Source organism: Mesorhizobium sp. P2_A8 (assembly GCF_056404935.1).
The window spans coordinates 412805-435848 of record NZ_JBFUDB010000001.1 but is presented as its reverse complement, the minus strand read 5'-3'; the positions used below and the strand labels follow the sequence as shown (position 1 = coordinate 435848).

The 23044-nt window shown below is 65.0% G+C and carries 24 protein-coding genes, 1 tRNA gene and 1 pseudogene; 19 read left to right on the top strand and 7 right to left on the bottom strand.

What is annotated here, in order from left to right:
• The first annotated feature begins 65 nt into the window (after window positions 1-65).
• Together AC1D10_RS02110 and AC1D10_RS02105 are read left to right on the top strand one after the other, a co-directional pair.
• Window positions 66-440, top strand: coding sequence for a YciI family protein (locus AC1D10_RS02110; RefSeq protein ID WP_477268681.1), 375 nt, complete (start codon window positions 66-68; stop codon window positions 438-440).
• Complete coding sequence (locus AC1D10_RS02105; RefSeq protein WP_477268680.1) at window positions 437-1684, top strand: RNA polymerase sigma factor; 1248 nt, start codon at window positions 437-439, stop codon at window positions 1682-1684. Before AC1D10_RS02110 ends, AC1D10_RS02105 begins: the two co-directional genes overlap by 4 nt.
• A 36-nt stretch (window positions 1685-1720) precedes the next feature.
• On the opposite strand, the pseudogene AC1D10_RS02100 reads toward AC1D10_RS02105, so the two are convergent.
• The 6 genes and pseudogenes from AC1D10_RS02100 to hrcA form a co-directional block, all read right to left on the bottom strand.
• Window positions 1721-2345, bottom strand: a pseudogene (locus AC1D10_RS02100) (glutathione S-transferase family protein).
• Window positions 2346-2526: 181 nt separating this feature from the next.
• On the bottom strand, window positions 2527-3507 hold the full coding sequence (cysK, locus tag AC1D10_RS02095) for a cysteine synthase A (RefSeq protein WP_379094064.1): 981 nt from the start codon (window positions 3505-3507) through the stop codon (window positions 2527-2529).
• A 196-nt stretch (window positions 3508-3703) separates the two neighbouring features.
• Window positions 3704-4321: a LysE family translocator gene (locus AC1D10_RS02090; RefSeq protein ID WP_477268679.1), complete on the bottom strand. Its 618-nt coding sequence runs from the start codon at window positions 4319-4321 to the stop codon at window positions 3704-3706.
• A gap of 174 nt (window positions 4322-4495) precedes the next feature.
• Window positions 4496-5863 (bottom strand): PQQ-dependent sugar dehydrogenase, encoded by a 1368-nt coding sequence (locus tag AC1D10_RS02085; protein ID WP_477268678.1) that lies wholly within the window; start codon window positions 5861-5863, stop codon window positions 4496-4498.
• A gap of 111 nt (window positions 5864-5974) precedes the next feature.
• The gene (locus AC1D10_RS02080) at window positions 5975-6172 is read right to left on the bottom strand and encodes a hypothetical protein (protein ID WP_379094055.1); all 198 of its coding nucleotides are present in this window, start codon (window positions 6170-6172) and stop codon (window positions 5975-5977) included.
• Between the two features lie 23 nt (window positions 6173-6195).
• The gene (gene hrcA, locus AC1D10_RS02075) at window positions 6196-7281 is read right to left on the bottom strand and encodes a heat-inducible transcriptional repressor HrcA (protein WP_379094052.1); all 1086 of its coding nucleotides are present in this window, start codon (window positions 7279-7281) and stop codon (window positions 6196-6198) included.
• A 175-nt stretch (window positions 7282-7456) separates the two neighbouring features.
• Here hrcA and rph point away from each other — a divergent pair, with 175 nt between their 5' ends.
• The 8 genes from rph (at window position 7457) to AC1D10_RS02035 (ending at window position 13166) form a co-directional block, all read left to right on the top strand.
• On the top strand, window positions 7457-8173 hold the full coding sequence (rph, locus tag AC1D10_RS02070) for a ribonuclease PH (protein ID WP_379019093.1): 717 nt from the start codon (window positions 7457-7459) through the stop codon (window positions 8171-8173).
• A 206-nt stretch (window positions 8174-8379) separates the two neighbouring features.
• On the top strand, window positions 8380-8790 hold the full coding sequence (locus tag AC1D10_RS02065; protein ID WP_477268677.1) for a VOC family protein: 411 nt from the start codon (window positions 8380-8382) through the stop codon (window positions 8788-8790).
• A gap of 14 nt (window positions 8791-8804) precedes the next feature.
• Complete coding sequence (gene rdgB / locus AC1D10_RS02060; RefSeq protein WP_477269810.1) at window positions 8805-9467, top strand: RdgB/HAM1 family non-canonical purine NTP pyrophosphatase; 663 nt, start codon at window positions 8805-8807, stop codon at window positions 9465-9467.
• A complete protein-coding gene (gene hemW / locus AC1D10_RS02055; RefSeq protein ID WP_477268676.1) occupies window positions 9464-10627 on the top strand; it encodes a radical SAM family heme chaperone HemW in 1164 nt (387 codons plus the stop codon). The genes rdgB and hemW overlap by 4 nt, the downstream gene beginning before the upstream one ends.
• A gap of 53 nt (window positions 10628-10680) precedes the next feature.
• Entirely contained in the window at window positions 10681-11004 is a 324-nt protein-coding gene (locus tag AC1D10_RS02050) for a low molecular weight protein tyrosine phosphatase family protein (protein ID WP_477268675.1), read from the top strand.
• Window positions 11005-11027: 23 nt separating this feature from the next.
• Entirely contained in the window at window positions 11028-11465 is a 438-nt protein-coding gene (locus tag AC1D10_RS02045; protein ID WP_477268674.1) for an EamA family transporter, read from the top strand.
• A 404-nt stretch (window positions 11466-11869) separates the two neighbouring features.
• Complete coding sequence (rsmI, locus tag AC1D10_RS02040) at window positions 11870-12796, top strand: 16S rRNA (cytidine(1402)-2'-O)-methyltransferase (protein ID WP_477268673.1); 927 nt, start codon at window positions 11870-11872, stop codon at window positions 12794-12796.
• Window positions 12789-13166 carry a YraN family protein gene (locus AC1D10_RS02035; RefSeq protein ID WP_477268671.1) on the top strand — a complete coding sequence of 126 codons (378 nt, stop codon included), beginning with the start codon at window positions 12789-12791 and terminating at the stop codon, window positions 13164-13166. The genes rsmI and AC1D10_RS02035 overlap by 8 nt, the downstream gene beginning before the upstream one ends.
• Window positions 13167-13259: 93 nt before the next feature.
• Here the strand turns inward: AC1D10_RS02035 and AC1D10_RS02030 are convergent, their stop codons facing one another.
• Window positions 13260-14066: an undecaprenyl-diphosphate phosphatase gene (locus AC1D10_RS02030; protein WP_477268669.1), complete on the bottom strand. Its 807-nt coding sequence runs from the start codon at window positions 14064-14066 to the stop codon at window positions 13260-13262.
• Between the two features lie 159 nt (window positions 14067-14225).
• On the opposite strand from AC1D10_RS02030, the gene AC1D10_RS02025 reads away from it, so the two are divergent.
• The 9 genes from AC1D10_RS02025 (at window position 14226) to AC1D10_RS01985 (ending at window position 22997) form a co-directional block, all read left to right on the top strand.
• Entirely contained in the window at window positions 14226-14918 is a 693-nt protein-coding gene (locus AC1D10_RS02025) for a glutathione S-transferase family protein (RefSeq protein WP_111545347.1), read from the top strand.
• The gene (queG, locus tag AC1D10_RS02020) at window positions 14899-16053 is read left to right on the top strand and encodes a tRNA epoxyqueuosine(34) reductase QueG (RefSeq protein WP_477268667.1); all 1155 of its coding nucleotides are present in this window, start codon (window positions 14899-14901) and stop codon (window positions 16051-16053) included. Before AC1D10_RS02025 ends, queG begins: the two co-directional genes overlap by 20 nt.
• Window positions 16050-16952, top strand: coding sequence for an SDR family oxidoreductase (locus AC1D10_RS02015; RefSeq protein ID WP_477268665.1), 903 nt, complete (start codon window positions 16050-16052; stop codon window positions 16950-16952). The genes queG and AC1D10_RS02015 overlap by 4 nt, the downstream gene beginning before the upstream one ends.
• 66 nt (window positions 16953-17018) lie before the next feature.
• Entirely contained in the window at window positions 17019-18110 is a 1092-nt protein-coding gene (gene mepA, locus AC1D10_RS02010) for a penicillin-insensitive murein endopeptidase (RefSeq protein ID WP_477268663.1), read from the top strand.
• A 188-nt stretch (window positions 18111-18298) separates the two neighbouring features.
• The gene (locus tag AC1D10_RS02005) at window positions 18299-19345 is read left to right on the top strand and encodes a glucokinase (RefSeq protein ID WP_477268661.1); all 1047 of its coding nucleotides are present in this window, start codon (window positions 18299-18301) and stop codon (window positions 19343-19345) included.
• Between the two features lie 77 nt (window positions 19346-19422).
• Window positions 19423-21306 (top strand): ABC transporter ATP-binding protein, encoded by a 1884-nt coding sequence (locus AC1D10_RS02000; RefSeq protein WP_477268659.1) that lies wholly within the window; start codon window positions 19423-19425, stop codon window positions 21304-21306.
• Window positions 21303-22130, top strand: a complete 828-nt coding sequence (dapB, locus tag AC1D10_RS01995) for a 4-hydroxy-tetrahydrodipicolinate reductase (protein WP_477268657.1) — start codon at window positions 21303-21305, stop codon at window positions 22128-22130. The genes AC1D10_RS02000 and dapB overlap by 4 nt, the downstream gene beginning before the upstream one ends.
• An 87-nt stretch (window positions 22131-22217) precedes the next feature.
• A complete protein-coding gene (locus tag AC1D10_RS01990; protein ID WP_477268655.1) occupies window positions 22218-22838 on the top strand; it encodes a 2,3-bisphosphoglycerate-dependent phosphoglycerate mutase in 621 nt (206 codons plus the stop codon).
• Between the two features lie 74 nt (window positions 22839-22912).
• A tRNA-Leu gene (locus tag AC1D10_RS01985) sits at window positions 22913-22997 on the top strand.
• Window positions 22998-23044: the final 47 nt, after the last annotated feature.

Genomic DNA, 23044 nt, shown 5'->3' with positions numbered 1-23044 from the left:
GGGCAATGCCGCGCGACATACGTCCGGCTCGCAACGACGCGGCCCTGTAACCACGGGAGATGACCATGCAGTATCTGCTTCTTATCTATTCGAACGAAGCCGGAATGGCAGCCGCGCCCAAGGAGGCGGCCGTTCAGATGAGCGCCGCCTATGGCGCCTATACCGAAGCGATGAAGAAGGCCGGCGTGTTCCTGGCCGGTGAGCGATTGAAACCGACAAAGATAGCAACCACCGTACGCGTGGCCGGTGGCAAGACCAATGTGATTGATGGCCCTTATGCCGATACCAAGGAGCAACTCGGCGGCTACTATTTGATCGAGGCGGCCGACATGGACGCGGCGATCTCGTGGGCGGCGCGCTGTCCCGGTGCCAGCACCGGCACCATGGAAGTGCGGCCGATCTGGCCGATGGCAGAATACATGCCAGAATACACTGCGTGACGGCTGTGAGCGCAGATACGGCCCGGGCGGCCGCCGAGGCCGCCGCCCGGCAGAGCTATGGCAAGCTGGTTGCCTGGCTCGCGGCGCGCACGCGTGACGTGGCCGCCGCCGAGGATGCGCTGGCCGACGCCTTTGCCGCGGCACTCGAGCGCTGGCCGCGAACCGGCGTGCCCGAAAAGCCGGAAGCCTGGCTGCTGGCGGTGGCACGGCGGCGGCGTGTCGATGCGGTGCGGCGGCGGCTGACCAGCGAAGCCGGCCGCGAGCATCTCAAGCTGATCGCGCAGGAGATGGAGGCGCGCATGACCGATGAGGACCTGCCCGACGAACGGCTGCGGCTGATGTTCGCCTGCGCGCATCCGGCGATTGAATCGAGTGTGCGGGCGCCGCTTATCCTGCAGACCATCCTGGGCTTCGATGCCTCGACGATCGCCTCTGCCTTCCTGGTATCGCCGGCAACGATGGGACAGCGTCTGGTACGTGCCAAGGCCCGCATCCGGGAAACCGGCATTCCGTTCCGCGTGCCGGAACGGGCCGAACTCGGCGAGCGGCTGGATGCGGTGCTGGAGGCGATCTACGCCGCCTTCGCCGAAGGCTGGTCCGATCCGGCAGGCACCGAAACGCAGCGCCGCAACCTGGCGACCGAGGGCATCTGGCTTGGCCGGCTGGTGGCCTCGCTGATGCCCGATGAGCCGGAGGCGCTCGGCCTGCTGGCGCTGATGCTGTTTGCCGAGGCGCGCCGCCCGGCGCGCCGTGACGGGGCCGGAGATTATGTGCCGCTGGCCGAGCAGGATTGCGCGCTTTGGGATCACGATTTGGTCGACGAAGCGGAATCCCTGCTCCGCCGCGCCGCCACCATGGGCGTCATCGGCCGCTACCAGTTAGAGGCGGCGGTGCAGTCCGTCCATGCGGCGCGGCGGCTGACCGGCCTGACCGACTGGGGCGCGATCCGAGGCTTCTACGATGCGCTGTCGGTCATCGCCGGCTCCCCGGTGGTGGCGATCAACCGAGCCGTGGCGATCGCCGAGGCCGAGGGCGCCGCGGCGGGACTGGCGGCCCTTTACGTGCTGGGCGACGACAAGCGGCTTGATGATTATCAGCCTTATTGGGCAGCCCGTGCGGGGCTGCTGGCCAGGCTGGGCACAATCGGGAAAGCGGTGGAGGCCTATGATCGGGCGATTGGCCTGGAACGCGACCCGGCGGTGCGCCGCTTCCTGCAAGGAAAACGGGCAGCGCTCAGGACTTAGGCGTCGAAGGATGGAACTTCGCCGCCGGCAATCCGCTCAGGCTGGCCACATCTCGTGCGACAGGTTGAGCGTCTGCATCAGCGGATGTTCGCGCAGCCCGGCCCACAGACGTTCAACGTTCGGCCAGGCCGCTCGCGCCCTGTCGGCGTCGGGATGCCAGGCCACCAGCATGACGAGATAGATGTCGGCCAGTGACATCCGGTCGCCGACCAGCCAGTCACGGCCCTCAAGCGGTATCGAGAACGGCGAAGCCGCGATCCATCTCGGCAATGGCTGCCTGCTTGACCGCCTTCGTGCCGTCGGCATCGGTCGTGTAGCGATGGGCGTAGTACAGCCGCAGGATCGCTGGATAGAGCACCGACGACATGAAGGCCATCCAGCGCAGGAAGTCGACGCGGGCCGGCGCGTCGACTGCCGGCGCCAGGCCGGCATTGGGGTGCCGCTCGGCAAGCAGGATGCAGATCGCCGCTGATTCGGTCATCGAGCGGCCGTCCGGCAAGGTCAGCACCGGAACCTGGTTCAACGGACTGATGTCGAGGAACGCCGGATCGGGCCGGTCCGCCTTCGGCACGTCGATCTGCTCGAATGGCGCGTTCGCCAGCGCCAGCGCCGCCTCGACGACGAAGCCACCGCTGCCCGCACGGGTGTAAAGCTTGTACATGAAGTCCTCCCCCGCCCGCTCAAAGCAGGCCGGTGGCGATATGAACCGGAAGCAGGGTCCTGCTCAAGCCGGTGGCGGCGGCCACGGCCGGCTTTTCGGCGGGCCAGGCCGAAACGCCGATGCAGAACTTTTGATGCCGGCAGGAGAGAGAGGGCGCGAAGGATCGCGCCCAATCTGTTCCCTACGCCCCCAGCCCCTCAAACAGGATCGTCGACAAGTAGCGTTCGGCGAAGGACGGGATGACCACGACAAGGTTCTTGCCCTTGTTCTCCGGCCGCGAGCCGACGACGATTGCCGCCTGCAGGGCCGCGCCCGACGAGATGCCGACCGGCACGCCTTCGAGGCGGGCGACGAGGCGGGCATTGGCGACCGAATCCTCGTTCGAGACCTTGACGATCTCGTCATAGATCGTAGTGTCGAGGATTTTTGGCGCAAAGCCGGCGCCGATGCCCTGGATCTTGTGCGGGCCGGGCTGGCCACCCGACAACACCGGTGAGGATTCCGGCTCGACTGCGACGACATGCACCGAGGGCTTGCGCTTCTTCAGCACCTGGCCGACGCCGGTGATGGTGCCGCCGGTGCCGATGCCGGCGACGAAGATATCGACCTCGCCATGCGTATCGTTCCAGATTTCCTCGGCCGTCGTCGTGCGATGGATTTCCGGGTTGGCCGGGTTCTCGAACTGCTGCGGGATGATCGCGTTGGGGATCGTCGCTGCCAGTTCATCGGCCTTGGCGATGGCGCCCTTCATGCCTTTCGGGCCCTCGGTCAGCACCAGTTCGGCACCGAGCAGCGCCAGCATTTTCCTGCGCTCGATCGACATCGTTTCCGGCATGGTCAGGATCAGCTTGTAGCCCTTGGCGGCGGCGGCGAAGGCAAGCGCGATGCCGGTGTTGCCAGACGTCGGTTCGATCAGCGTCGTCTTGCCAGGAGAAATCTTGCCGGAGGCCTCCAGCGCCTCGATCATCGCCACGCCGATGCGGTCCTTGACCGAGGCGATCGGATTGAAGAATTCGAGCTTGGCGATGAGATTGGCAACGATGCCCTTTTCCTTGGCGAACTTGTCGAGCCGCACCAGCGGCGTGTCGCCGATCGTGTCTGTGATGGAATTGTAGACGCGGCCGCGACCGGGCACGCGGGCAGGGGTGACGGGCTTGTTCATTGGTTTCGCTCCCAGGACTTCAGGCAAGTGAGAATTTCAGGCACATGGCATTGCAGCCGGCAAGATAGGGCCTTCGGTCGCGCAAGATAGCCTGTCGGTCGAAAATATCGAGTGGGGCCCGTGTCTAAAACATCAGGCTCCCGGAAAAGCATTTCCCGGAAAAGCCTGCCCCTGGAATGTTTTGGCCGAAAGCGGCCTACTGGCGGGCGGCAATCGCCGCCGCGGCGCCGACCATGAAGCCGGCGGCGGTACGGTTCAACGCCTTGAGCGCGCGCGGCGACTTCAGGAACCAGCGCGCCTTGGCCGCCAGCGCCAGATAGGGCACCAGAACCACGAGGAGCACGACAACCGTCAGTGCGACGAGAATGCCGTAATCGGCCAGCGAGATCGTCTTCAGGTCGACGATGGTCGGTGTGATCGCCAGGTAGAAGATCATCGTCTTCGGATTGCCGAGCGTGACGGTGAGCCCGGCGATGAAGCTTGAAACCAGCCCGCCCTTGCCCTTCTTTGCCTCGACCGTCTCGGGCGTGATGCCGCTGGTCCAGAAGCGCCAGCCAAGGAAGGCGAGGTAGGCGACACCGAGCCATTTGATGGCCAGGAAAACCATGCCGAAGGTCTGCGCGACGAAGGCAAGGCCCAGCACCACGGCGGTCAGATAGGTGAGGTCGCCAAGCATCAGGCCAAAGGACATCGCCAGCGACGAGCGGAATCCGGAGCCGAGCGCACGCGCGACGAGCGCGGTGACGCCGGGGCCGGGAATGGCGGCGGCGATGCCGAGAGCGGCACTGTAGGCGAGGAAGCCGGTAAGGGTCATGGTTGCGGCCTTGCGCGTCAAAAGTCTTGGTCTTTATGCATCTCGTTGTCCCAAAACCGCTGCGTACTTTTGCGCGACATGCATTATGACGGCGCCTTATGACACAAGGTCAACCAGGCGTGAATTCCCTGGAGCCGGATTCGATTGCACCAAGCCGACATGCGCCCAGGCGCATCAGGAGCGGCCGCCATAGGTGACGCGCCAGATTGTGCCGTTGCCATCTTCGGTCACGATCAGCGCGCCATCCCCGGCCACCGCCACGCCGACAGGCCGTCCCCACACCTCGCCGTTGGAGACGACGAAACCGGTGATGAAATCCTCATACTCGCCGGTCGGCTTGCCGTCCTTGAACAGCAACCTCACCACCTTGTAGCCGGTCCTGTTGCCGCGGTTCCATGAACCGTGCAAGGCGACGAAGGCGTCGCCTTTGTATTCGGCCGGAAAGCCGGAACCGGCGGGCAAGTTTTTTCCGTCGTAGAAGGCGATGTTGAGCGGCGCCGAATGCGCCTGCATCAGCACATCGGGAATGGTCGCCTTGCCGGCAAGGTCGGGGCGTTCGCCCTTGTGGCGCGGATCCTCGTTGTTGCCGATATAATACCAGGGCCAGCCATAGAAGGCGCCGTCCTTGACCGCGGTCGCATATTCGGTCGGCACATTGTCGCCGAGCGCATCGCGCTCGTTGACGACGCACCACAGCGCGCCGGTCGCCGGCTGAACGGTCATGCCCGAACAGTTGCGCAGGCCGGTGGCGACGATGCGGCCATTCTTGCCGTCGGGGTCGAAGGCCAGCACATCGGCGCGGCCGTCTTCAGACCCCCAGGCGGCACCCAGCGGCTTCGACTTCGCCCAGGCGTCGAGGCCGCCATCCGGCTCCCTTGTCATGTCCTGCGCGACATTCGAACCCGAGCCGACCGACAGGTAAAGCGTCTTGCCGTCCGGCGAGAAAACGATGTCGCGGGTCCAATGATGACTGGCAGGGATGCTATCGACGATGGTTTCCGGATCACCGGCGGCCTTCAGGTCGCCATCGCGGTAGGCAAAGCGCACGATGCCGTCGCTGTTGGCGACGTAGACCCATTGCGGATCATTGCCCGGCGGATAGAAGGCGATGCCGTAGGGCTGGTTGAGATCGCCAGCAAAGATGCCGTCCTTCGCCAGCTTCGCGCTGCCCTCGGCGAGACGATAGACGCGGATCTGGTTGGCTTGGCTGTCGGCGACGAAGAGATCGCCGTTCGGCGCGATGCGCACGACGCGCGGATTGTTGATACCCGACGCGATCAGCTCGGCCGAAAAGCCCGGCGGCAGCTTCGGCTTCGCGTCAGCTGGCCTTTCGACCAGGCCGGCGCTGTTCGAGGTGGATTTGCTGACGTAAGGCCTTGGCAGGTCCTCCGGCCTGATCAGGCGGCGCACCCCCGGCCTGTCGGCGCGCCAGTCGCCGAAGGCGGCCGCGCCTCTCAGCACCGGCTGCTCCGCCTGCTGGGCGAATGTTATGGCGGTGAGAAACAGTGCCGCGGGAATAGCCAGCCCGGCCGATCGGATCATTCTGTTCTCCAATTCCGGCCACAGAGACCGGTTGCGAAGAGAACAAACGGGCAGTTTCGTCGATCGTTCCGTGGCACACGATGAGTTCAAGTGAAACGGAGGTTGCCAGCCTCAGTTGCCGGCGGCGTAAAAATCGTCGTCGAGGCGTTTTTCCAGTTCGACGAGATCGGCCGGCAGCGGCAGGCCCATGGCGCGCATTTCCCGCAGTTTTTCGCGCAACTGCTCGTGGATTTCGTGCTGGTCTTCCGGCTGGTTGATCATCTCTTCCAGCAACAGGCTGATCCGGGCCTTGAATTCTTCGAGCGCCATCGTCGTCTCCTCGGTTACCCAGCTCAACGCAGCATGCGGGAAATCAGCTGCGCCGTATAGTCGACCATCGGCACGATACGGGCATAGTTGAGCCGGGTCGGGCCGATGACGCCGAGCGCACCGACGACGCGGGCATCCTTGTCGCGATAGGGCGCGACCACCAGCGACGAGCCCGACAGCGAAAACAGCTTGTTTTCCGAACCGATGAAGATGCGCACGCCCGATCCCTGTTCGGCCAGGTCGAGCAGCTGGATCAACCCGTCCTGCGTCTCCATGTCCTCGAACAGGTGGCGCAACAATTCGATGTCGGCCTGGGCGGTAACGTTTTCGAGCAGATTGGCGCGGCCGCGCACGATGAGCCGCGCCGGCAGGCCGCTGTCGGCGCCCGCCCACACCGCCAGCCCTTTTTCGACCAGGTCCTGCGACAGCGTGTCGAGCGCGGCCCTGGTCTCTTCCTTGATGCGGGCAATCTCGATCCGCGCCTCGGCCAGCGTGCGGCCGCGAATATGGGCGTTGAGGAAGTTCGAGGCTTCGTGCAATTGCGAAACGGTGATGCCGGCCGGCAACTCGACGACGCGGTTTTCGACGTCGCCATTCTGCGACACCAGCACCGCCAGCGCCTTGGTCGGCTCGAGCTGGATGAATTCGATATGCTTCAGCGCCACCTCGTTCTTGGCGGCCAGCACCAGGCCGGCGCCGCGCGACATGCCCGACAGCATCTGGCTGGCCTCGGTCAGCATATGCTCCAGTGTCGCGCCTGAGCCGGACGCCCGGACCTGCGCCTCGATGGTGCGCCGCTCCTCGTCGGAAAGGTCGCCGAGTTCCATGAAGGCATCGACGAAGAAGCGCAGGCCGGCCTGCGTCGGCAACCGGCCGGCCGAGATGTGCGGCGCATAGATCAGGCCGAGATGCTCGAGGTCGCTCATCACATTGCGGATGGTGGCGGGCGATAGTGAGGACGGCAGGATGCGCGACAGGCTGCGCGAGCCGACCGGTTCGCCGTCCTTCAGGTAGGAATCGACGATGCGCCGGAAGATGTCGCGCGAACGCATGTCGAGCGACTGAAGCGCGGGCGACAGCAGACTGGGTTCGGCGACTGCCTTGGTCATTCGGCCAAAAACCTCCGGCCCAAGGATATAGACTTCACCACGGCCCGCGCAACCGGTGTCTGAGTCAGATCACCCGCTGTCTGAGTCAGATCATCCGGCCATTTTCCTTTGCGCCACGCGCCCCATGTGGTTACAAGCCGGCCAAGAATCCGAAAAATGACGGGAAAGAGCCTGAATGCGCCCCTCCAAACGCCAATTCGATGAAATGCGCGCCATCTCCTTCGAGCGCGGCGTCTCCAAGCACGCCGAAGGCTCATGCCTGGTGAAGTTCGGCGACACGCATGTCCTGTGCACGGCCAGCCTCGAGGAGAAGGTGCCGGGCTGGATGCGCAATTCCGGCAAAGGCTGGGTCACGGCGGAATACGGCATGCTGCCGCGCTCGACCGGCGAGCGCATGCGCCGCGAAGCCTCCGCCGGCAAGCAGGGTGGCCGCACGCTGGAAATCCAGCGGCTGATCGGCCGCTCCTTGCGCGCCGTAGTCGACCTGCAGGCGCTGGGCGAACAGCAGATCACCGTCGACTGTGACGTTATCCAGGCCGATGGCGGCACCCGCACCGCGTCGATCACCGGCGGCTGGGTGGCGCTGTATGATTGCCTGCGCTGGATGGAAGCCCGCCAGATGGCCAGCGTCGCCAAGGTGCTGAAGGATCATGTCGCGGCGATCTCCTGCGGCATCCATGACGGCCAGCCGGTTATCGACCTCGATTATCTCGAGGATTCCTCTGCCGGCACCGACGCCAATTTCGTCATGACCGGCAAGGGCGGCATCGTCGAGATCCAGGGCACCGCCGAGGGCGAGCCTTTCTCCGAAGAACAGTTCGCAGCCCTGATGGGTCTGGCCAAGAAGGGCATCCAGCGCCTGGTCAGCCTGCAGCAGATGGCGGTGGCTTAGTTTTTTATGCCGAGCTTGAGCGCCCCCCTTTGGCCTGCCGGCCATCTCCGCCTCCAGGGGGGAGATCGGCTTTCGCCAACTGTCGGCGGCGCGATTTGTGCGGAGGCGCTGAAGCTGCCGATCTCCCCATTTGAGGGGGGTCCGAAGGACGGGCCGAGACCGGTGGCTCGGGCCAGGCAAGCCGGCAGGCCAAAGGGGAGCGCTTCGTGACGCCTCCCGCAATCCTGGAATCCGCTCTCTACGTTACAGACTTGCAAGCCGCCGAAAGCTTCTACGCCGACGTGCTTGGACTTCCCCTCCTCGGCAAGGTCGACGGTAGGCATCTTTTTTTCCGCTGCGGGCCTGGCGTGCTGCTCATCTTCAACGCCGAGGCGACGAAAGTGCCGCCCGCAGCCGACGCGAGACTGAAAGTGCCGCCGCATGGCGCGGTCGGCGAGGGTCATCTGTGCTTTGCGGCCAGCGCCGACGAGATCGCGGAGTGGAAAGCGCATCTTGAAGCAAAGAAGATCGCCATCGAAAGCGAATTTGAATGGCCGCAGGGCGGCCGTTCGATCTATATACGCGACCCCTCGGGCAATTCGATCGAATTCGCCGAGCCACGAATCTGGGGCATATGATGCATTCGCCAACCATTCACTCGCTTGACGGAAAAAAGATCGTCGTCGCCAGCCACAATGCCGGCAAGCTGCGCGAATTCGCCGATCTGATGGGGCCGTTCGGCTTCGAAGCGAAGTCGGCCAAGGACTATGGCCTGCCGGAACCGGACGAGACCGGCACCACCTTCGAGGAGAACGCCTACATCAAGGCGCTCGCCGCTGCCCAGGCGACCGGCCTGCCGGCGCTGTCGGATGATTCCGGCCTGTGCGTCGACGCGCTCGACGGCGCGCCCGGCGTCTACACCGCCAACTGGGCCGAAACCCCGGACGGTTCGCGTGATTTCGGCATGGCCATGCAGCGCACCGAAGTGGCACTGCAGGAAGTCGGCGCCGCCTTGCCGGAACAGCGCACGGGGCGCTTTGTCGCCGTGATCTGCCTGGCCTTTCCCGACGGTGACGCCGAATATTATCGCGGCGAGGCCGAAGGCACGCTGGTCTGGCCGCCGCGCGGCGAACTCGGCTTCGGCTACGACCCGGTGTTTTTGCCCAACGGCTTCGACAAGACCTTTGGCGAGATGAGCGCCGAGGAAAAGCACGGCTGGAAACCCGGCCAGCCGACCGCGCTGTCGCACCGCGCCCGCGCATTCCAGAAATTCGCCCAGGCGCGATTGGATCTGGCCAGATCGGGCTCGGTATGAGCATGCTGCTTGACCGGGCGCCCGGCTTTGGCGTCTACGTCCATTGGCCGTTCTGCGCGGCCAAATGCCCCTATTGCGACTTCAACAGCCACGTCCGCCACCAGCCGGTCGACCAGGACCGCTTCGCCGCCGCTTTCGAGGCCGAGCTTGCGACAATGCGCGAGCGTACCGGGCCGCGTGAGGTGACCAGCATTTTTCTCGGCGGCGGCACACCGTCGCTGATGAAGCCGGAAACCGTGGCCAGGGTTTTGGACGCCGTGGCGAAGAACTGGACGGTGCCTGATGGCATCGAGGTGACGCTGGAGGCCAATCCGTCCTCAGTCGAGGCCGAACGTTTTCGCGGCTACCGGGCTGCAGGGGTCAATCGCGTGTCGCTCGGCGTGCAGGCACTGAACGATGGGGATTTGCGTTTCCTCGGCCGGCTGCACAATGTCGAAGAAGCGCTTCATGCGATCGGTCTGGCGCGAGAAATCTTTCCGCGCCTGTCCTTCGACCTGATCTATGCCCGGCCCGGCCAGACGCCCGACGCCTGGCAGGCCGAGCTCGAACAGGCGATCAGCCATGCCGCCGATCATCTGTCGCTCTACCAGCTGACCATCGAGGAGGGGACGCCCTTCCACGCCCTGCATGCGGCGAAGAAATTCATCATTCCCGACAACGACGCCGCCGCCGACCTCTATGCGCTGACACAGGAGATCACATCGGCGCACGGACTACCGGCCTACGAGATTTCCAACCACGCCCGGCCGGGCGCCGAGAGCCGGCACAATCTGACCTACTGGCGCTATGGTGAATATGTCGGCGTCGGGCCGGGCGCGCATGGCCGCTTCGTCGAAAACGGGCGCCGCACGGTCACGATCGCCGAACGGATGCCGGAAACCTGGGCCAATCTGGTCGAGGCCAAGGGCCATGGCGTCACCGGCGGCGAGATCCTGACGCGCTCGGAAGAGGCCGACGAATTCCTGCTGATGGGCCTGCGGCTGGCCGAAGGCATCGACCTCTCGCGCTACGAGGCGTTTTCCGGACGCGCTCTGTCGAGCGCGCGACTATCGGTGCTGCAGGGCGAGGGGCTGGTGGCGCCGATCGGCAACGCTCGGCTCCGCGCCACGCCGACCGGCATGATCGTGCTCGACGCCGTGGTGGCGGATCTGGCGCGCTGAAGCATGATCCCGAAAAGTGGGTCCCGGTTTTCGGACAAGATCATGTTCGGTCCTTGAAAAACGTCCTCTTCGTCTGCAGCCAGAACCGCTTGCGCAGCCCGACCGCCGAGCAGGTGTTTTCCAAGCGCAGGGATGTCGAGGTCGCGTCGGCCGGAACCAACCACGATGCCGACACGCCGTTGACGCATGGACTCGTCGCCTGGGCCGACATCATCTTCGTCATGGAAAAGGCGCACCGCGCCAAGCTGCAGAAGAAATTCAAGGCCAGCCTGAAGAACGCCCGGGTCATCTGCCTCGACATACCGGACGACTATGAATTCATGGACCCGGTTCTGATTCGCCTTCTGGAAACACGCGTTTCGCGATATCTCGGTTGAGACGTCATCCGCGAGGCCACCGAATGAACCTGACCGTTTCCTCCTGGCAATTCTGGGCACTGTTGTCGGCGGCTTTCGCAGCGCTTACGGCGATCTTCGCCAAGGTCGGCATCGAAAACATCAATTCGGATTTCGCCACCTTCATCCGCACGATGATAATCCTCGTCGTGCTCGGTGCCATCCTGCTGGCCAGCGGCCAGTTCCAATCACCGGCTACGATCTCTGGAAAGACCTGGCTTTTCCTCGGCCTGTCCGGTCTGGCCACCGGAGCCTCGTGGCTTTGCTACTTCCGCGCCCTGAAGATCGGCAATGCGGCGCAGGTGGCGCCGATCGACAAGCTAAGCGTCGTGCTTGTGGCGGTGTTTGGCGCGATCTTTCTCGGCGAGCGACTCTCCGGAGCGAACTGGCTTGGCGTCGCCCTTATCGCGGCGGGGGCGGTGCTGGTCGCCTATCGGGGCTAGCGGTACGCCGTTGCGGGCGTTTTTCGTTTCAAGACGGGTGATGAAGATATCGAAGCGATTGGGCATCGTCCGGTCAGTGCTCCGTCGTGCTGTCGGTTTCGGAAAGTTCTACGCTCGCGGGTAAAGTGCGCGCGGCAGGCTCTTGGCCCGGGGTGCTCTCGGGTTTGGCAGCCAGGCGCCTGTCCCTAGGCTTGGCAACGCGCTTGCGGCCGGCATAGTAGGGCTCGAAAGCGTCCTGTATCGTCAGGGTGTCCATCCTGTCCTCCTCCGGAATCAGGAGCTAAATCTGCCGAACCCGGTTTCGTTCCCCACTGTGGCAAAGGAATGGCGGAATCTCACATCGATCCACGCTTTTGCAACCGGGCGTGAGCCGTGCCAAACAGGGCTGAACGGAGAAGGCATCAGTGACCGGCGAGACAGCCAAGCGCAGCTATGTGGTCGGGCAGACCGAGATCGCGGCCCGCCCGCTCGAGCCGGCGCTCTACCTGGTGGCGACCCCGATCGGCAATCTCGCCGACATCACGCTGCGCGCGCTGGAAACGCTGGCCGCCGCCGACATCGTCGCTTGTGAGGACACGCGGGTTTCACGCGTGCTGCTCGACCGTTACGGCATTCGCCGCCGCACCACGGCCTATCACGAGCACAATGCCGGCGAGGCCGGGCCGAAACTGATCGCGGCACTTCAATCTGGACAGAGCGTGGCGCTGATTTCCGATGCCGGCACGCCGTTGGTGTCCGATCCTGGCTACCGGCTGGTCGGCGAGGCGATCGATCATGGCATTCGCGTCGTACCGATCCCTGGTCCGTCGGCGCCACTCGCGGCGCTGACGGCGTCCGGCCTGCCTTCCGATGCGTTCCTGTTCGCCGGCTTCCTGCCGGTCAAGACCGGGCAGCGGCTGACGCGGCTGGAAGCGTTGAAAGCCGTGCCGGCGACGTTGATCTTCTTTGAATCGCCGCGCCGGCTGGCCGAGTCCCTCGGCGCCATGGTCGAAGCGCTTGGCGGCGAGCGCAAAGCTGCGATTGGCAGGGAATTGACCAAGACTTTCGAGGAGATGCGCACCGGCACGCTGCAGGTGCTGGCCGACCACTATGCGGCGGCCGATACGCCGAAGGGCGAGATCGTCGTCTGCATCGGCCCCGCCGAGGCCAAGGCCGACGAGCCGGCCGACATCGACCGCCTGTTGTTGTCGCTCGCCGCAGAAATGCCTGCCTCCAAGGCGGCGGCGGAAGCCGCGAAAATGACCGGCGGCCAGAAACAGGCGCTCTATCGGCGGCTGCTGGAGCTCAGGGATGCCGCCGAAGACCCCATCGCGGAAGGCGACGGTGGCTGAGCGGCCCAGCGCCAGTCGCCAGAAGGCCTATCGGCGCGGCCATCGCGGCGAATGGCTGGCGGCGGCAGCGCTGATGCTGAAGGGCTACCGGATTCTCGCGCGCCGTCATCGCACCCGCTTCGGCGAGATCGATCTGATCGCCCGGCGCGGCGACCTGGTGCTGTTCGTCGAGGTCAAGGCGCGCCGCACGCTGATCGAGGCCATGGAGGCGATCGGCCATGAATCGGAGCGCCGCATCGAAGCGGCTGCCGACATCTGGCTGTCGCGCCAGTCCGACTATGGCAAACTGTCAATGCGCTTCGACATGGTCGCGGTGCTGCCCTGGCGCTGGCCGGTGCACATCGAGAACGCGTTTTATGGAAGGAATTAGGGGAGAACCGTTGCTCGCCCTTCGCCTGGCGCAGGGCGTTCGTCGTTCGGAAAACCAAGCAATTGGCTTTCAGTCCGCTTCGCGGACGACAGCTCACCCCCAAATCATTAGCGCCACCAGCCCGACGCCGCCAACCACCAGCCGCCACCAACCGAACAGCGAGTAGCCGTTGCGCGAGACGTAACCGAGCAGGAAGCGCACGACGATGAGCGCCGTGACGAAGGCGGCGACGAAGCCGATGGCGATGATCGGCAGATCGGCGCTGCTCAGAACGTTGCGGTTCTTGAACAGGTCGAAAGCGAAGGCACCGACCATTGTCGGGATGGCGAGGAAGAAGGAGAATTCCGCCGCCGCGCGTTTGTCGACGCCCAGAAGCAGCGCCCCGACGATCGTCGATCCCGAGCGAGACGTGCCGGGGATCAGCGACAGGCACTGGAAAAGCCCAATCTGCAGGTAAAGCCGGGTCGGGAACCGCTCGACGTCGCGGTAGACCGGCTTGAGGTTCATGCGGTCCACCGCCAGCAGCACGACGCCGCCGATGATCAGCATAATGCAGATCAGCCTTGGCGATTCGAACAGCACCGTCTTGATGAAATCATGCGCCAGCGCGCCGATGAGGGCCGCTGGCAGGAAGGCGATGAGGATGCCGATGACGAAGTGCCGCGTCAGCCGGTCATGCGGCAGGTCGAGCAGCATTTGCCACAGCCGGCGGAAATAGACGCTGAGAATCGCCAGGATCGCGCCGAGCTGGATCAGGATTTCGAAGGCCTTGCCTGTCGAATGGAAGCCGAGGAAATGCCCGGCGAGCAGGATGTGGCCGGTCGACGAAACCGGTATGAACTCGGTCAGCCCCTCCAGCAGGCCGAGCAGCAGGGCTTCGACGATGGTCTGGCTTTCCATGGCTACCTCGGCATTCGCGTGACGGCTAACAGAACGGCTTGCTTGTCATGGCCTGCAAGTCCCCCTATAGGTCGCAACACCTGACGGCCCGCAGACCGGGCGGCCAAGACTTACCGGTGCGACCGGCGATTCGCCAGTGCGCTTTATCATCGCGGAACCATGCTGACGCTTTTCCATCATCCCATGTTCGCCACCTGTCGCTTCGTCCGCCTCGCTTTCGGCGAGTATGGCGAGGAGTTGGCCCTGATCGAGGAAAAGCCGTGGACGCGGCGCAAGGAGTTCCTGGCGCTGAACCCGGCCGGCACGCTGCCGATTCTGCTGGCCGAAGGCGACGTGCCGATCGTCGGCGCAACCGTCATCGCCGAATATCTCGATGAGACGCGCGGCGTCTTGAAGCGTGACAAGCGGCTGTTCGCAGAGGATCCGATGCAGCGCGCCGAAATCCGCCGGCTGATCGACTGGTATCTCAACAAGGCCGAAAGCGAAGTCACCCGTCATCTGGTGCGCGAACGGGTGCTGAAGCCGGTCATGCCGGAAACGGCAGGCGGTGGCTCGCCCGATTCGGGCGCGATCCGCGCCGCGCGCGCCAACATCCGCCAGCACATGAAATACACCAACTGGCTGGCAGGCACCCGCCATTGGCTGGCTGGCAGCAGGGTCACCTATGCCGACCTCGCGGCCGCCGCGACGCTGTCGGTGCTCGATTATCTCGGCGAGATCGACTGGCGCGAACACGCCGCCGCGCGCGAATGGTACACGCGGGTGAAGTCGCGGCCCTCCTTCCGGCCGCTCTTGACCGACCGGGTGCGCGGCCTGTCGCCGGTGTCGCATTATGCGGACCTCGACTTCTGACGCCGCGAAACTGCGCGCGCTGATCGACGCAGAGGCGCATCGTGCCGGCTTCGATGCCGTCGCCGTCACCACCCCCGATGCGATCCCGCTGGCGCCGGCGCGCCTGGCCGAATTTGTCGCCGACGGGTTTCACGGTTCGATGGACTGGATCGCCGAGACGCTCGAACGCCGCAGCGAACCAACCGCGCTGTGGCCGCAGGTGCGCTCGATCATCGTGCTGGCGATGAATTACGGCCCCGACCAAGATCCGCGCGGGGTGCTGGCCAAGCGCGACCGCGGCGCGATCTCCGCCTATGCGCAGAACCGCGACTATCACGAGGTGATGAAGGGCCGGCTCAAGGAAATCGCCGGCAAGCTTGTGGCGCGCGCCGGCGGCGACGTGAAGGTGTTTGTCGACACCGCACCGGTGATGGAAAAGCCGCTGGCCGAGGCCGCCGGGCTCGGCTGGCAGGGCAAGCACACCAATCTGGTCAGCCGCGAGCATGGCTCCTGGCTGTTCCTGGGCACCATCTTCACCACAGCCGAACTCCTGCCCGACCGGGCCGAGATCGACCATTGCGGTTCCTGCCGCGCCTGTCTCGACGTCTGCCCCACCGACGCTTTCCCGGCACCCTACCGGCTCGATGCGCGGCGCTGTATTTCCTATCTGACCATCGAGAACAAGGGGCCGATCCCACATGAATTCCGCGAGAAGATCGGCAACCGCATCTATGGCTGCGACGACTGCCTCGCCGCATGCCCGTGGAATAAGTTCGCCCGGGCGGCTTCCGAGGCAAAGCTCGCCGCACGTGACGAATTGCGCGAGCCGCCGCTCGCCGAATTGCTGCATCTCGACGACGCAGCCTTCCGCACCTTCTTCTCCGGTTCGCCGATAAAACGCATTGGCCGCGACCGTTTCGTCCGCAACGTGCTGATCGCCGCGGGCAATTCCGGCGATGCCGTGCTTGCCGGTGCAGTGCGTGCACTGCTGGACGACGCCTCGCCGCTGGTGCGGGGCGCGGCAATATGGGCGCTGGCGCGGCTTGTGCCCGATGCCGAATATTCCGAACGGGCCGTTGCCGGCCTGAAAACCGAGAACGATGCGGCGGTGCGCGACGAATGGCGTCTGGCGCTGGCAACCAGGGCACATGCATGAGCGAAAAGCAGATCTTCATCTTCGGCGCCGGCTATTCCGGCAAGGCTTTTGCCCGAGCCAGCAAAGATGCCGCCAGGATCTTTGGCACGACGCGTTCGCCGGAGAAGTTCGAGGCGCTGCCGCAGGCCGGCATCGCGCCGCTGCTGTTCGACGGCGCACTGACCGGTGAAATCGGCGAGGCGCTGGGAAAAACCACGCATCTGGTGATTTCGGTCGCCCCGGAAGAGGCCGGTGATCCCGTGCTGAATGCCGCCCGCGCCGCGATCGTGACCCGGATGCCGGCGCTCGAATGGATCGGCTATCTCTCTACGGTCGGCGTCTACGGCAATTATGATGGCGCATGGGTCGATGAAACGGCCGAGTGCCGGCCCGTGTCGAAGCGCTCGGTGATGCGAGTGGCGGCCGAACAGGACTGGCTGGAATTGGGCCGGGAGATCGGCCGGCCGGCGGCGATCCTGCGGCTGTCCGGCATTTATGGCCCCGGCCGCAACGCGCTGGTCAATCTGGAAAACGGCACCGCCAGGCGGCTGGTCAAGCCGGACCAGGTGTTCAACCGCATCCATTGCGACGATATCGCGGGCGCGCTGTGGCAGCTTATCGACCGCAATACCGGCGGCATCTTCAACGTCACCGACGACCTGCCGGCGCCGCCGCAGGATGTCGTCGCCTATGCCGCTTCGCTGATGGGTGTCACACCGCCGCCCGAAATTCCCTTCGACGCCGCCCAACTTTCGCCCATGGCGCGATCCTTCTATGGCGAGAACAAGCGCGTCGCCAATGCGGCGATCAAGGTGGCGGGCTATTCCCTGCGCTTTTCGGACTACCGCGCCGCTTTCGACCATATGTGGGCAAGCGGCGACTGGCGCGACGGCGAAGCGCGCAGCCCGATGAAGCGCTAATCATCGAAGCGCCGCGCGTTGCGTGTTATGATTCGGTCTTGGAATTGCGGTGGGGGATCCGGGTTCATGAAGACAGCGATGCGGCCATCTCTTGGCAAGAAATCATTGCTGGCGGCAGCACTTGGTCTGCTCGCCCTGACCAGCCTCGCCGTGCAGCCGGCAACGGCCGAAGAGCGCGCAAAAGACCTGTTCGGCGCCAAGAAACTGCCGGCGGCAACAGCCGCGCAGTCGATCGGCTTCTATTCAAGAGGCTGTTTTGCCGGCGGCGTCGCCATCCCGATGGATGGCCCGACCTGGGAGGTGATGCGGCCGTCACGCAACCGCCGCTGGGGCCACCCGGCGATGATCGCCGTGATCGAGAGACTGTCGCGCGACGCCGCGGCCGATGGCTGGCCCGGCTTGCTGATCGGCGACATTTCGCAGCCGCGTGGCGGCCCGATGATGACAGGCCATGCCTCCCACCAGATCGGCCTCGACGCCGACATCTGGCTGACGCCGATGCCCAGCTCTCCACTGTCGATGGCTCAACGCGAAACCAAAAGCGCCACCTTGATGGTCGACGAGAAGACCCATCTGGTGAAGGATGCGCTGTGGACGCCGGCGCATACGCGGCTTCTGCAGCGGGCGGCGAGCTACCCGCAAGTCGAACGCATCCTGGTCAATCCGGGCATCAAGAAAAAGCTCTGCGACACCGTCAAGGGCGACCGCGACTGGCTGCGCAAGATCCGGCCGTTCTGGGGCCACGACTATCATTTCCACATGCGCATCGGCTGTCAGCCGGGCTCGCCCGACTGCAAGGCCCAGGAAGCAACGCCGGCCGATGACGGCTGCGGCAAGCCGCTCGCCTGGTGGTTCACGCAGGAGCCGTGGCGGCCCAACAAGAACCCGGATGCGCCCAAGGCGCGCGACCTGATGACGATGGCGAACCTGCCGAAGGAATGCCGCGCCGTGCTCGACGCGCCGGGACCGGCGTCCGCCGAGGCCGCGACCTATCATGGCGGCGGTGTGCCGGTCGCGGTCGCGGCGCCCGAGCCCGAAGCACCTTCGCTGCCCGCCAGCACGGCCAGTGGAGCGGCCGGCTTGCCAACCTCGGTGAACGCTTTCACCGCGACCCCCGAGATCGGCATCCCGCTGCCGCGGCCACGACCGGGAAACTGACCGCCGTGGTGTTTAACCAGGGTTGAACCGGTTTAGCGTGCGGTTTTGCGAAATAGTGGCCGTTTGGCCGCAGAACCCGTTCCTGCGCGCCGCTGGTCTCGAAAAGCGATTTCCCTTTTCAAACTCATGCGCTAGTCAACGGGTGAACGGCGAGACGCCGTCGGGGGCGCCGGGGAACGGATGAGAGCATGCCAAGCACGGGCGATGACGATACTTTGTTGCGGTTTCCGGTCCTGATCGGCGACATTGGCGGCACCAATGCGCGCTTTTCGATCGTGCTCGACTCGAATTCGGAAGCGACTGAGCCGCAGATCGTCCAGACCGCCAATTACAACACCATCGACGAGGCAATCCAGGCGGCCGTGCTCGACCGCTCCTCGATCCGGCCCAATTCGGCGGTGCTGGCGGTGGCCGGCCCAGTCGACAGCGACGAGATCCAGCTCACCAACTGCCCGTGGGTCGTCAAGCCCAGGCAGATGTTCGCCAGCCTCGGCTTGAGCGACATCGTCGTGCTCAACGATTTCGAGGCGCAGGCGCTGGCCGTCGTCGCGCTCGGCGAAGAGCACATGGAAAAGATCGGCGGCGGCACGCCGGAACCCAATGCCGGGCGCGTGGTGCTGGGTCCGGGAACCGGGCTCGGCGTCGCCGGGCTGGTCTATGCGCTTGCCCACTGGATCCCGGTGCCCGGCGAGGGCGGCCATATGGATATCGGCCCACGCACGCCGCGCGATTTCGAGGTTTTCCCGCATATCGAGAAGCTCGAGGGCCGCATTTCGGGCGAGCAGATCCTGTGTGGACGCGGCCTCGTCAACGTCTACCGGGCGGTGGCCAAGGCGGATGGTAAGCCCGCCCCCTTCTCCACGCCGGCCGAGATCACCGGTGCGGCACTGGCCAAGACCGATCCGGTCGCGGAAGAAGCGCTGGAGACCTTCGTCACCTGCCTCGGGCGCACCGCCGGCGATCTTGCCTTGGTGTTCATGAGCCGCGGCGGCGTGTTCCTCACCGGCGGCATCGCGCAGAAGATCGTGCCGGCGCTGAAGGCCGGCAATTTCCGCGCCGCCTTCGAGGACAAGGCGCCGCACAGCGCGCTGATGCGCACCATGCCGGTCTATGTCATCACCCACCCGCTGGCAGCGCTTTTGGGCCTTGCCGCCTACGCCCGCAACCCGTCGCTGTTCGGGGTCCAGACCGAGGGCCGCCGCTGGCGCGACGAAGTTAGTCATCCCAAGGCATAGGCAAGCCGGCCGCTTGGCGCTAAGAGGAGTGCCGAATTGCCCGGCCGCGGGAAGCGGAAACCTGTGAAGCGCCCGATTTGACACTTCCACCCCCTAATTCGTCGAGACCCCGTGCGGGCGAGATCGTGGCGGTCATCCGCCGCATCCTCGAGGAAAATGGCCGCGACTACCGAGGCGCGTACATTTTCACGATCCTCTGCCTGCTGACCGTGTCGGCGACGACGGCCCTCGCCGCCTGGATCATGAGCCCGGTCGTCAATCAGATCTTCTACGAACGCCGCGGCGATCTGATCCCATGGATCTGTGCCGCATTGCTCGGCGCTTTCATTCTGCGCGGCCTTGCCGGCTACGGCCAGGCGGTGACGATGGCCAGGATCGGCAACAATCTGGTGGCGCGCTACCAGCAGCGCATCTTCAACCACCTGATGAAGCTCGGCGTCAGCTTCTTCAACGACACCCGGTCCGGCCGGCTTGCGGCGCAGGTCAACGAGAACGTCAACGGCATTCGCGACCTGCTGTCGATGACGGTGACCTCGACCGCGCGCGACGCCGTCTCGCTGATCGGCCTGGTCGGCGTCATGATCTACCAGGATCCCATACTCTCCTTGAGCTCGCTGCTGATCGGGCCGCCGCTGATCTGGACCGTCACCTACCTGATGCGCCGGGTGCGGCGCATCACGCGGGAATCGGTGCAGATCAACTCGCGGCTGATCGGCGCCATGCAGGAGGCCACCCAGGGCATCGCCATCGTCAAGGCCTTCACCATGGAGGACGAGCTGTCGCGCCGGATCAGCAAGCTCGCCGACGATGCGGAACAGCGATCGAACAAGATCGCCCGCGTGTCCGAGCGGTTGACGCCGATTTCCGAACTTCTGGCCGGCATCGCGTTCGCCAGCGTCATCGCCTATTCCGGCTATCGGGCCACCGTTCTCGGCCAGCCGCCGGGCGCGGTCTTTTCCTTCATCACGGCGCTGACGCTGGCCTATGATCCGGCTCGCCGACTGGCACGCATGCAGGTCGGCATGGAACGCGCGCTGGTCAATGCGCGCATGATCTACGAGCTTCTCGACATCGAGCCGCAGCAGGGTGATGTGTCCGGAGCCGCCGAGGCGAAATTCACCTCCGGCGAAGTGCGTTTCAACAACGTGTCCTTCCGCTATGTCGAGGAAGCGCCGGTCCTGCAGGACCTGAGTTTCGTCGCCGCCGCCGGCAAGGTGACCGCCATCGTCGGCGCTTCGGGTGCCGGCAAGACGACGCTGGTAGCGCTGCTGCAGCGCTTCTACGACGTCGAGGCGGGCAGCATTGAGATCGACGGCCAGGACATCTCGAAGATCACCAAACAGTCGCTGCGCGGCTCCATCGCCTATGTCTCGCAGCAGCCCTATTTGTTTGAAGGCACCATCCGCGACAACATCCGCTACGGCCGGCTGGGCGCCACCGATGCCGAGATCGAGCGTGCCGCGCAACAGGCCGCGGCCGACGATTTCATCCGCCAGCAGCCGCAGGGTTATGACACCGCGGTCGGCGAGAACGGCGTGACGCTGTCAGGCGGCCAACGCCAGCGCGTGTCGATCGCGCGTGCCATCGTGAGGCAGGCGCCGATCCTTTTGCTCGACGAGGCGACATCGGCGCTCGACAACGAGGCCGAAGCCCGTGTCCAGCAGGCGCTCACCCAGGTCATGGAAGGGCGCACCACCATCGTCATCGCGCACCGGCTGTCGACGGTGGTCAATGCCGATCACATCATCGTCATGGAGCAGGGCCGGCTGGTCGAAGAGGGCACGCATGCCTCGCTGATGGCCGATCCGCACAGCGTCTATGCGCGCTTCCACCGCATACAGGGCGTCAAGGGCCTGGGGCTTGTCGACGACAGCGCGCCGATCCAGACTTCGGCGCGAGGCCCAGTTCAGGGCCCAGTCCAAGGCATCGAGACGCAGAGCATCGCCGGGAGCACAACATGAGCGATACGTCCGCAACCGAGATGGGCCTGGTGGTGGTGGGCGCTGCCGGCCGCATGGGCCAGACTCTGATCCGCGCCATCCACACCATTCCTGGCGCGCGGGTCATCGGCGCCGTCGAGCGTGCGGGCTCGCCCTATCTTGGCAAGGATGCCGGCGAACTTGCCGGTGTCGGCCGCATCGACGTGCCAATCAGCGATGATCCGTTGCCGGTCTTCGCCAAAGCCGACGGCGTGCTCGATTTCACCACGCCGGCCTCGAGTGTCGAATTCGCCGGCTATGCGGCGCAGGCGCGCATCGCCCATGTCATCGGCACGACGGGATGCTCGGCCGACGACAATGAGAAAATCGCAGCGGCGGCGCGCCATGCGGCGATCGTCAAGTCCGGCAACATGAGCCTCGGCGTCAATCTTCTCGCGGTGCTGGTCGAACAGGCGGCGCGTGCGCTCGACGCCGACGATTTCGACATCGAGATCCTCGAAATGCACCACAAGCACAAGGTCGACGCGCCGTCGGGCACGGCGCTGCTGCTCGGCGAGGCCGCCGCCGCCGGGCGCGGCATCCCGCTTGAAGGCAACGATGTGCGCGTCCGCGACGGCCACACCGGCGTGCGCAAGACCGGCTCGATCGGCTTCGCCACGCTGCGCGGCGGCTCGGTGGTCGGCGATCACAGCGTGATGCTGGCCGGCACCGGCGAGCGCATCACGCTGGCCCACCATGCCGAGGACCGCGCCATCTTCGCCCGCGGCGCGGTCAAGGCCGCGCTGTGGGCGCGCGGCCGCAAGCCGGGACTGTATTCGATGCGGGATGTGCTCGGCCTTAGCTGAGCGGCCAATCCACACCTTGTTTTAACGCAATTCCGGACGGAAAACCGCTTCACACTTTTCCTGGAATTGCTCTTGAAGGGAGCAAACATGTCGAGAACCCTTGTGCTCGTGCGCCACGGCCAGAGCGAATGGAACCTGAAGAACCTGTTCACCGGCTGGCGCGATGTCGACCTGACCGAGCAGGGCCACGCCGAGGCCAAGGCCGCCGGCCAGAAACTCAGGGCGCGCGGCCTGAAATTCGACATCGCCTTCACCTCGGCGCTGGTCCGGGCGCAAAAGACCTGCCAGCACATTCTCGACGCCGTCGGCCAGAGCGATCTGACAACCATCCGCGACCAGGCGCTGAACGAGCGTGACTATGGCGATCTCTCCGGCCTCAACAAGGACGACGCGCGCAAGAAATGGGGCGAGGAGCAGGTGCATGTCTGGCGCCGCTCCTACGACGTGCCGCCGCCCGCCGGCGAAAGCCTGAAGGACACCGGCGCGCGCGTCTGGCCCTACTACCTGCACGACCTGCAGCCGCACGTGCTGCGCGGTGGCACCGTGCTGGTCGCCGCGCACGGCAACTCGCTGCGCGCGCTGATCATGGCGCTGGACGGCAAGTCCGGCGAGGAGATCGTCAAGCTGGAGCTCGGCACAGGCGTGCCGGTCATCTACACGCTCAACGCCGATTCCACGGTGGCTTCCAAGGAAGTCCTGGAGAGCTGAGCCGGCAAGCAGCAAACGCTTTGAAAAAAGCGCGTTGACACACATCGCTTGCCCGCTTACATGAGCCCGCACCAGCCCAGATGGCGGAATTGGTAGACGCGCACGGTTCAGGTCCGTGTTCCGCAAGGAGTGGAGGTTCGAGTCCTCTTCTGGGCACCAAATTCCCGTTTCGAACCTTTCGATGGTTCAGAAACCTCAAAGAAAAA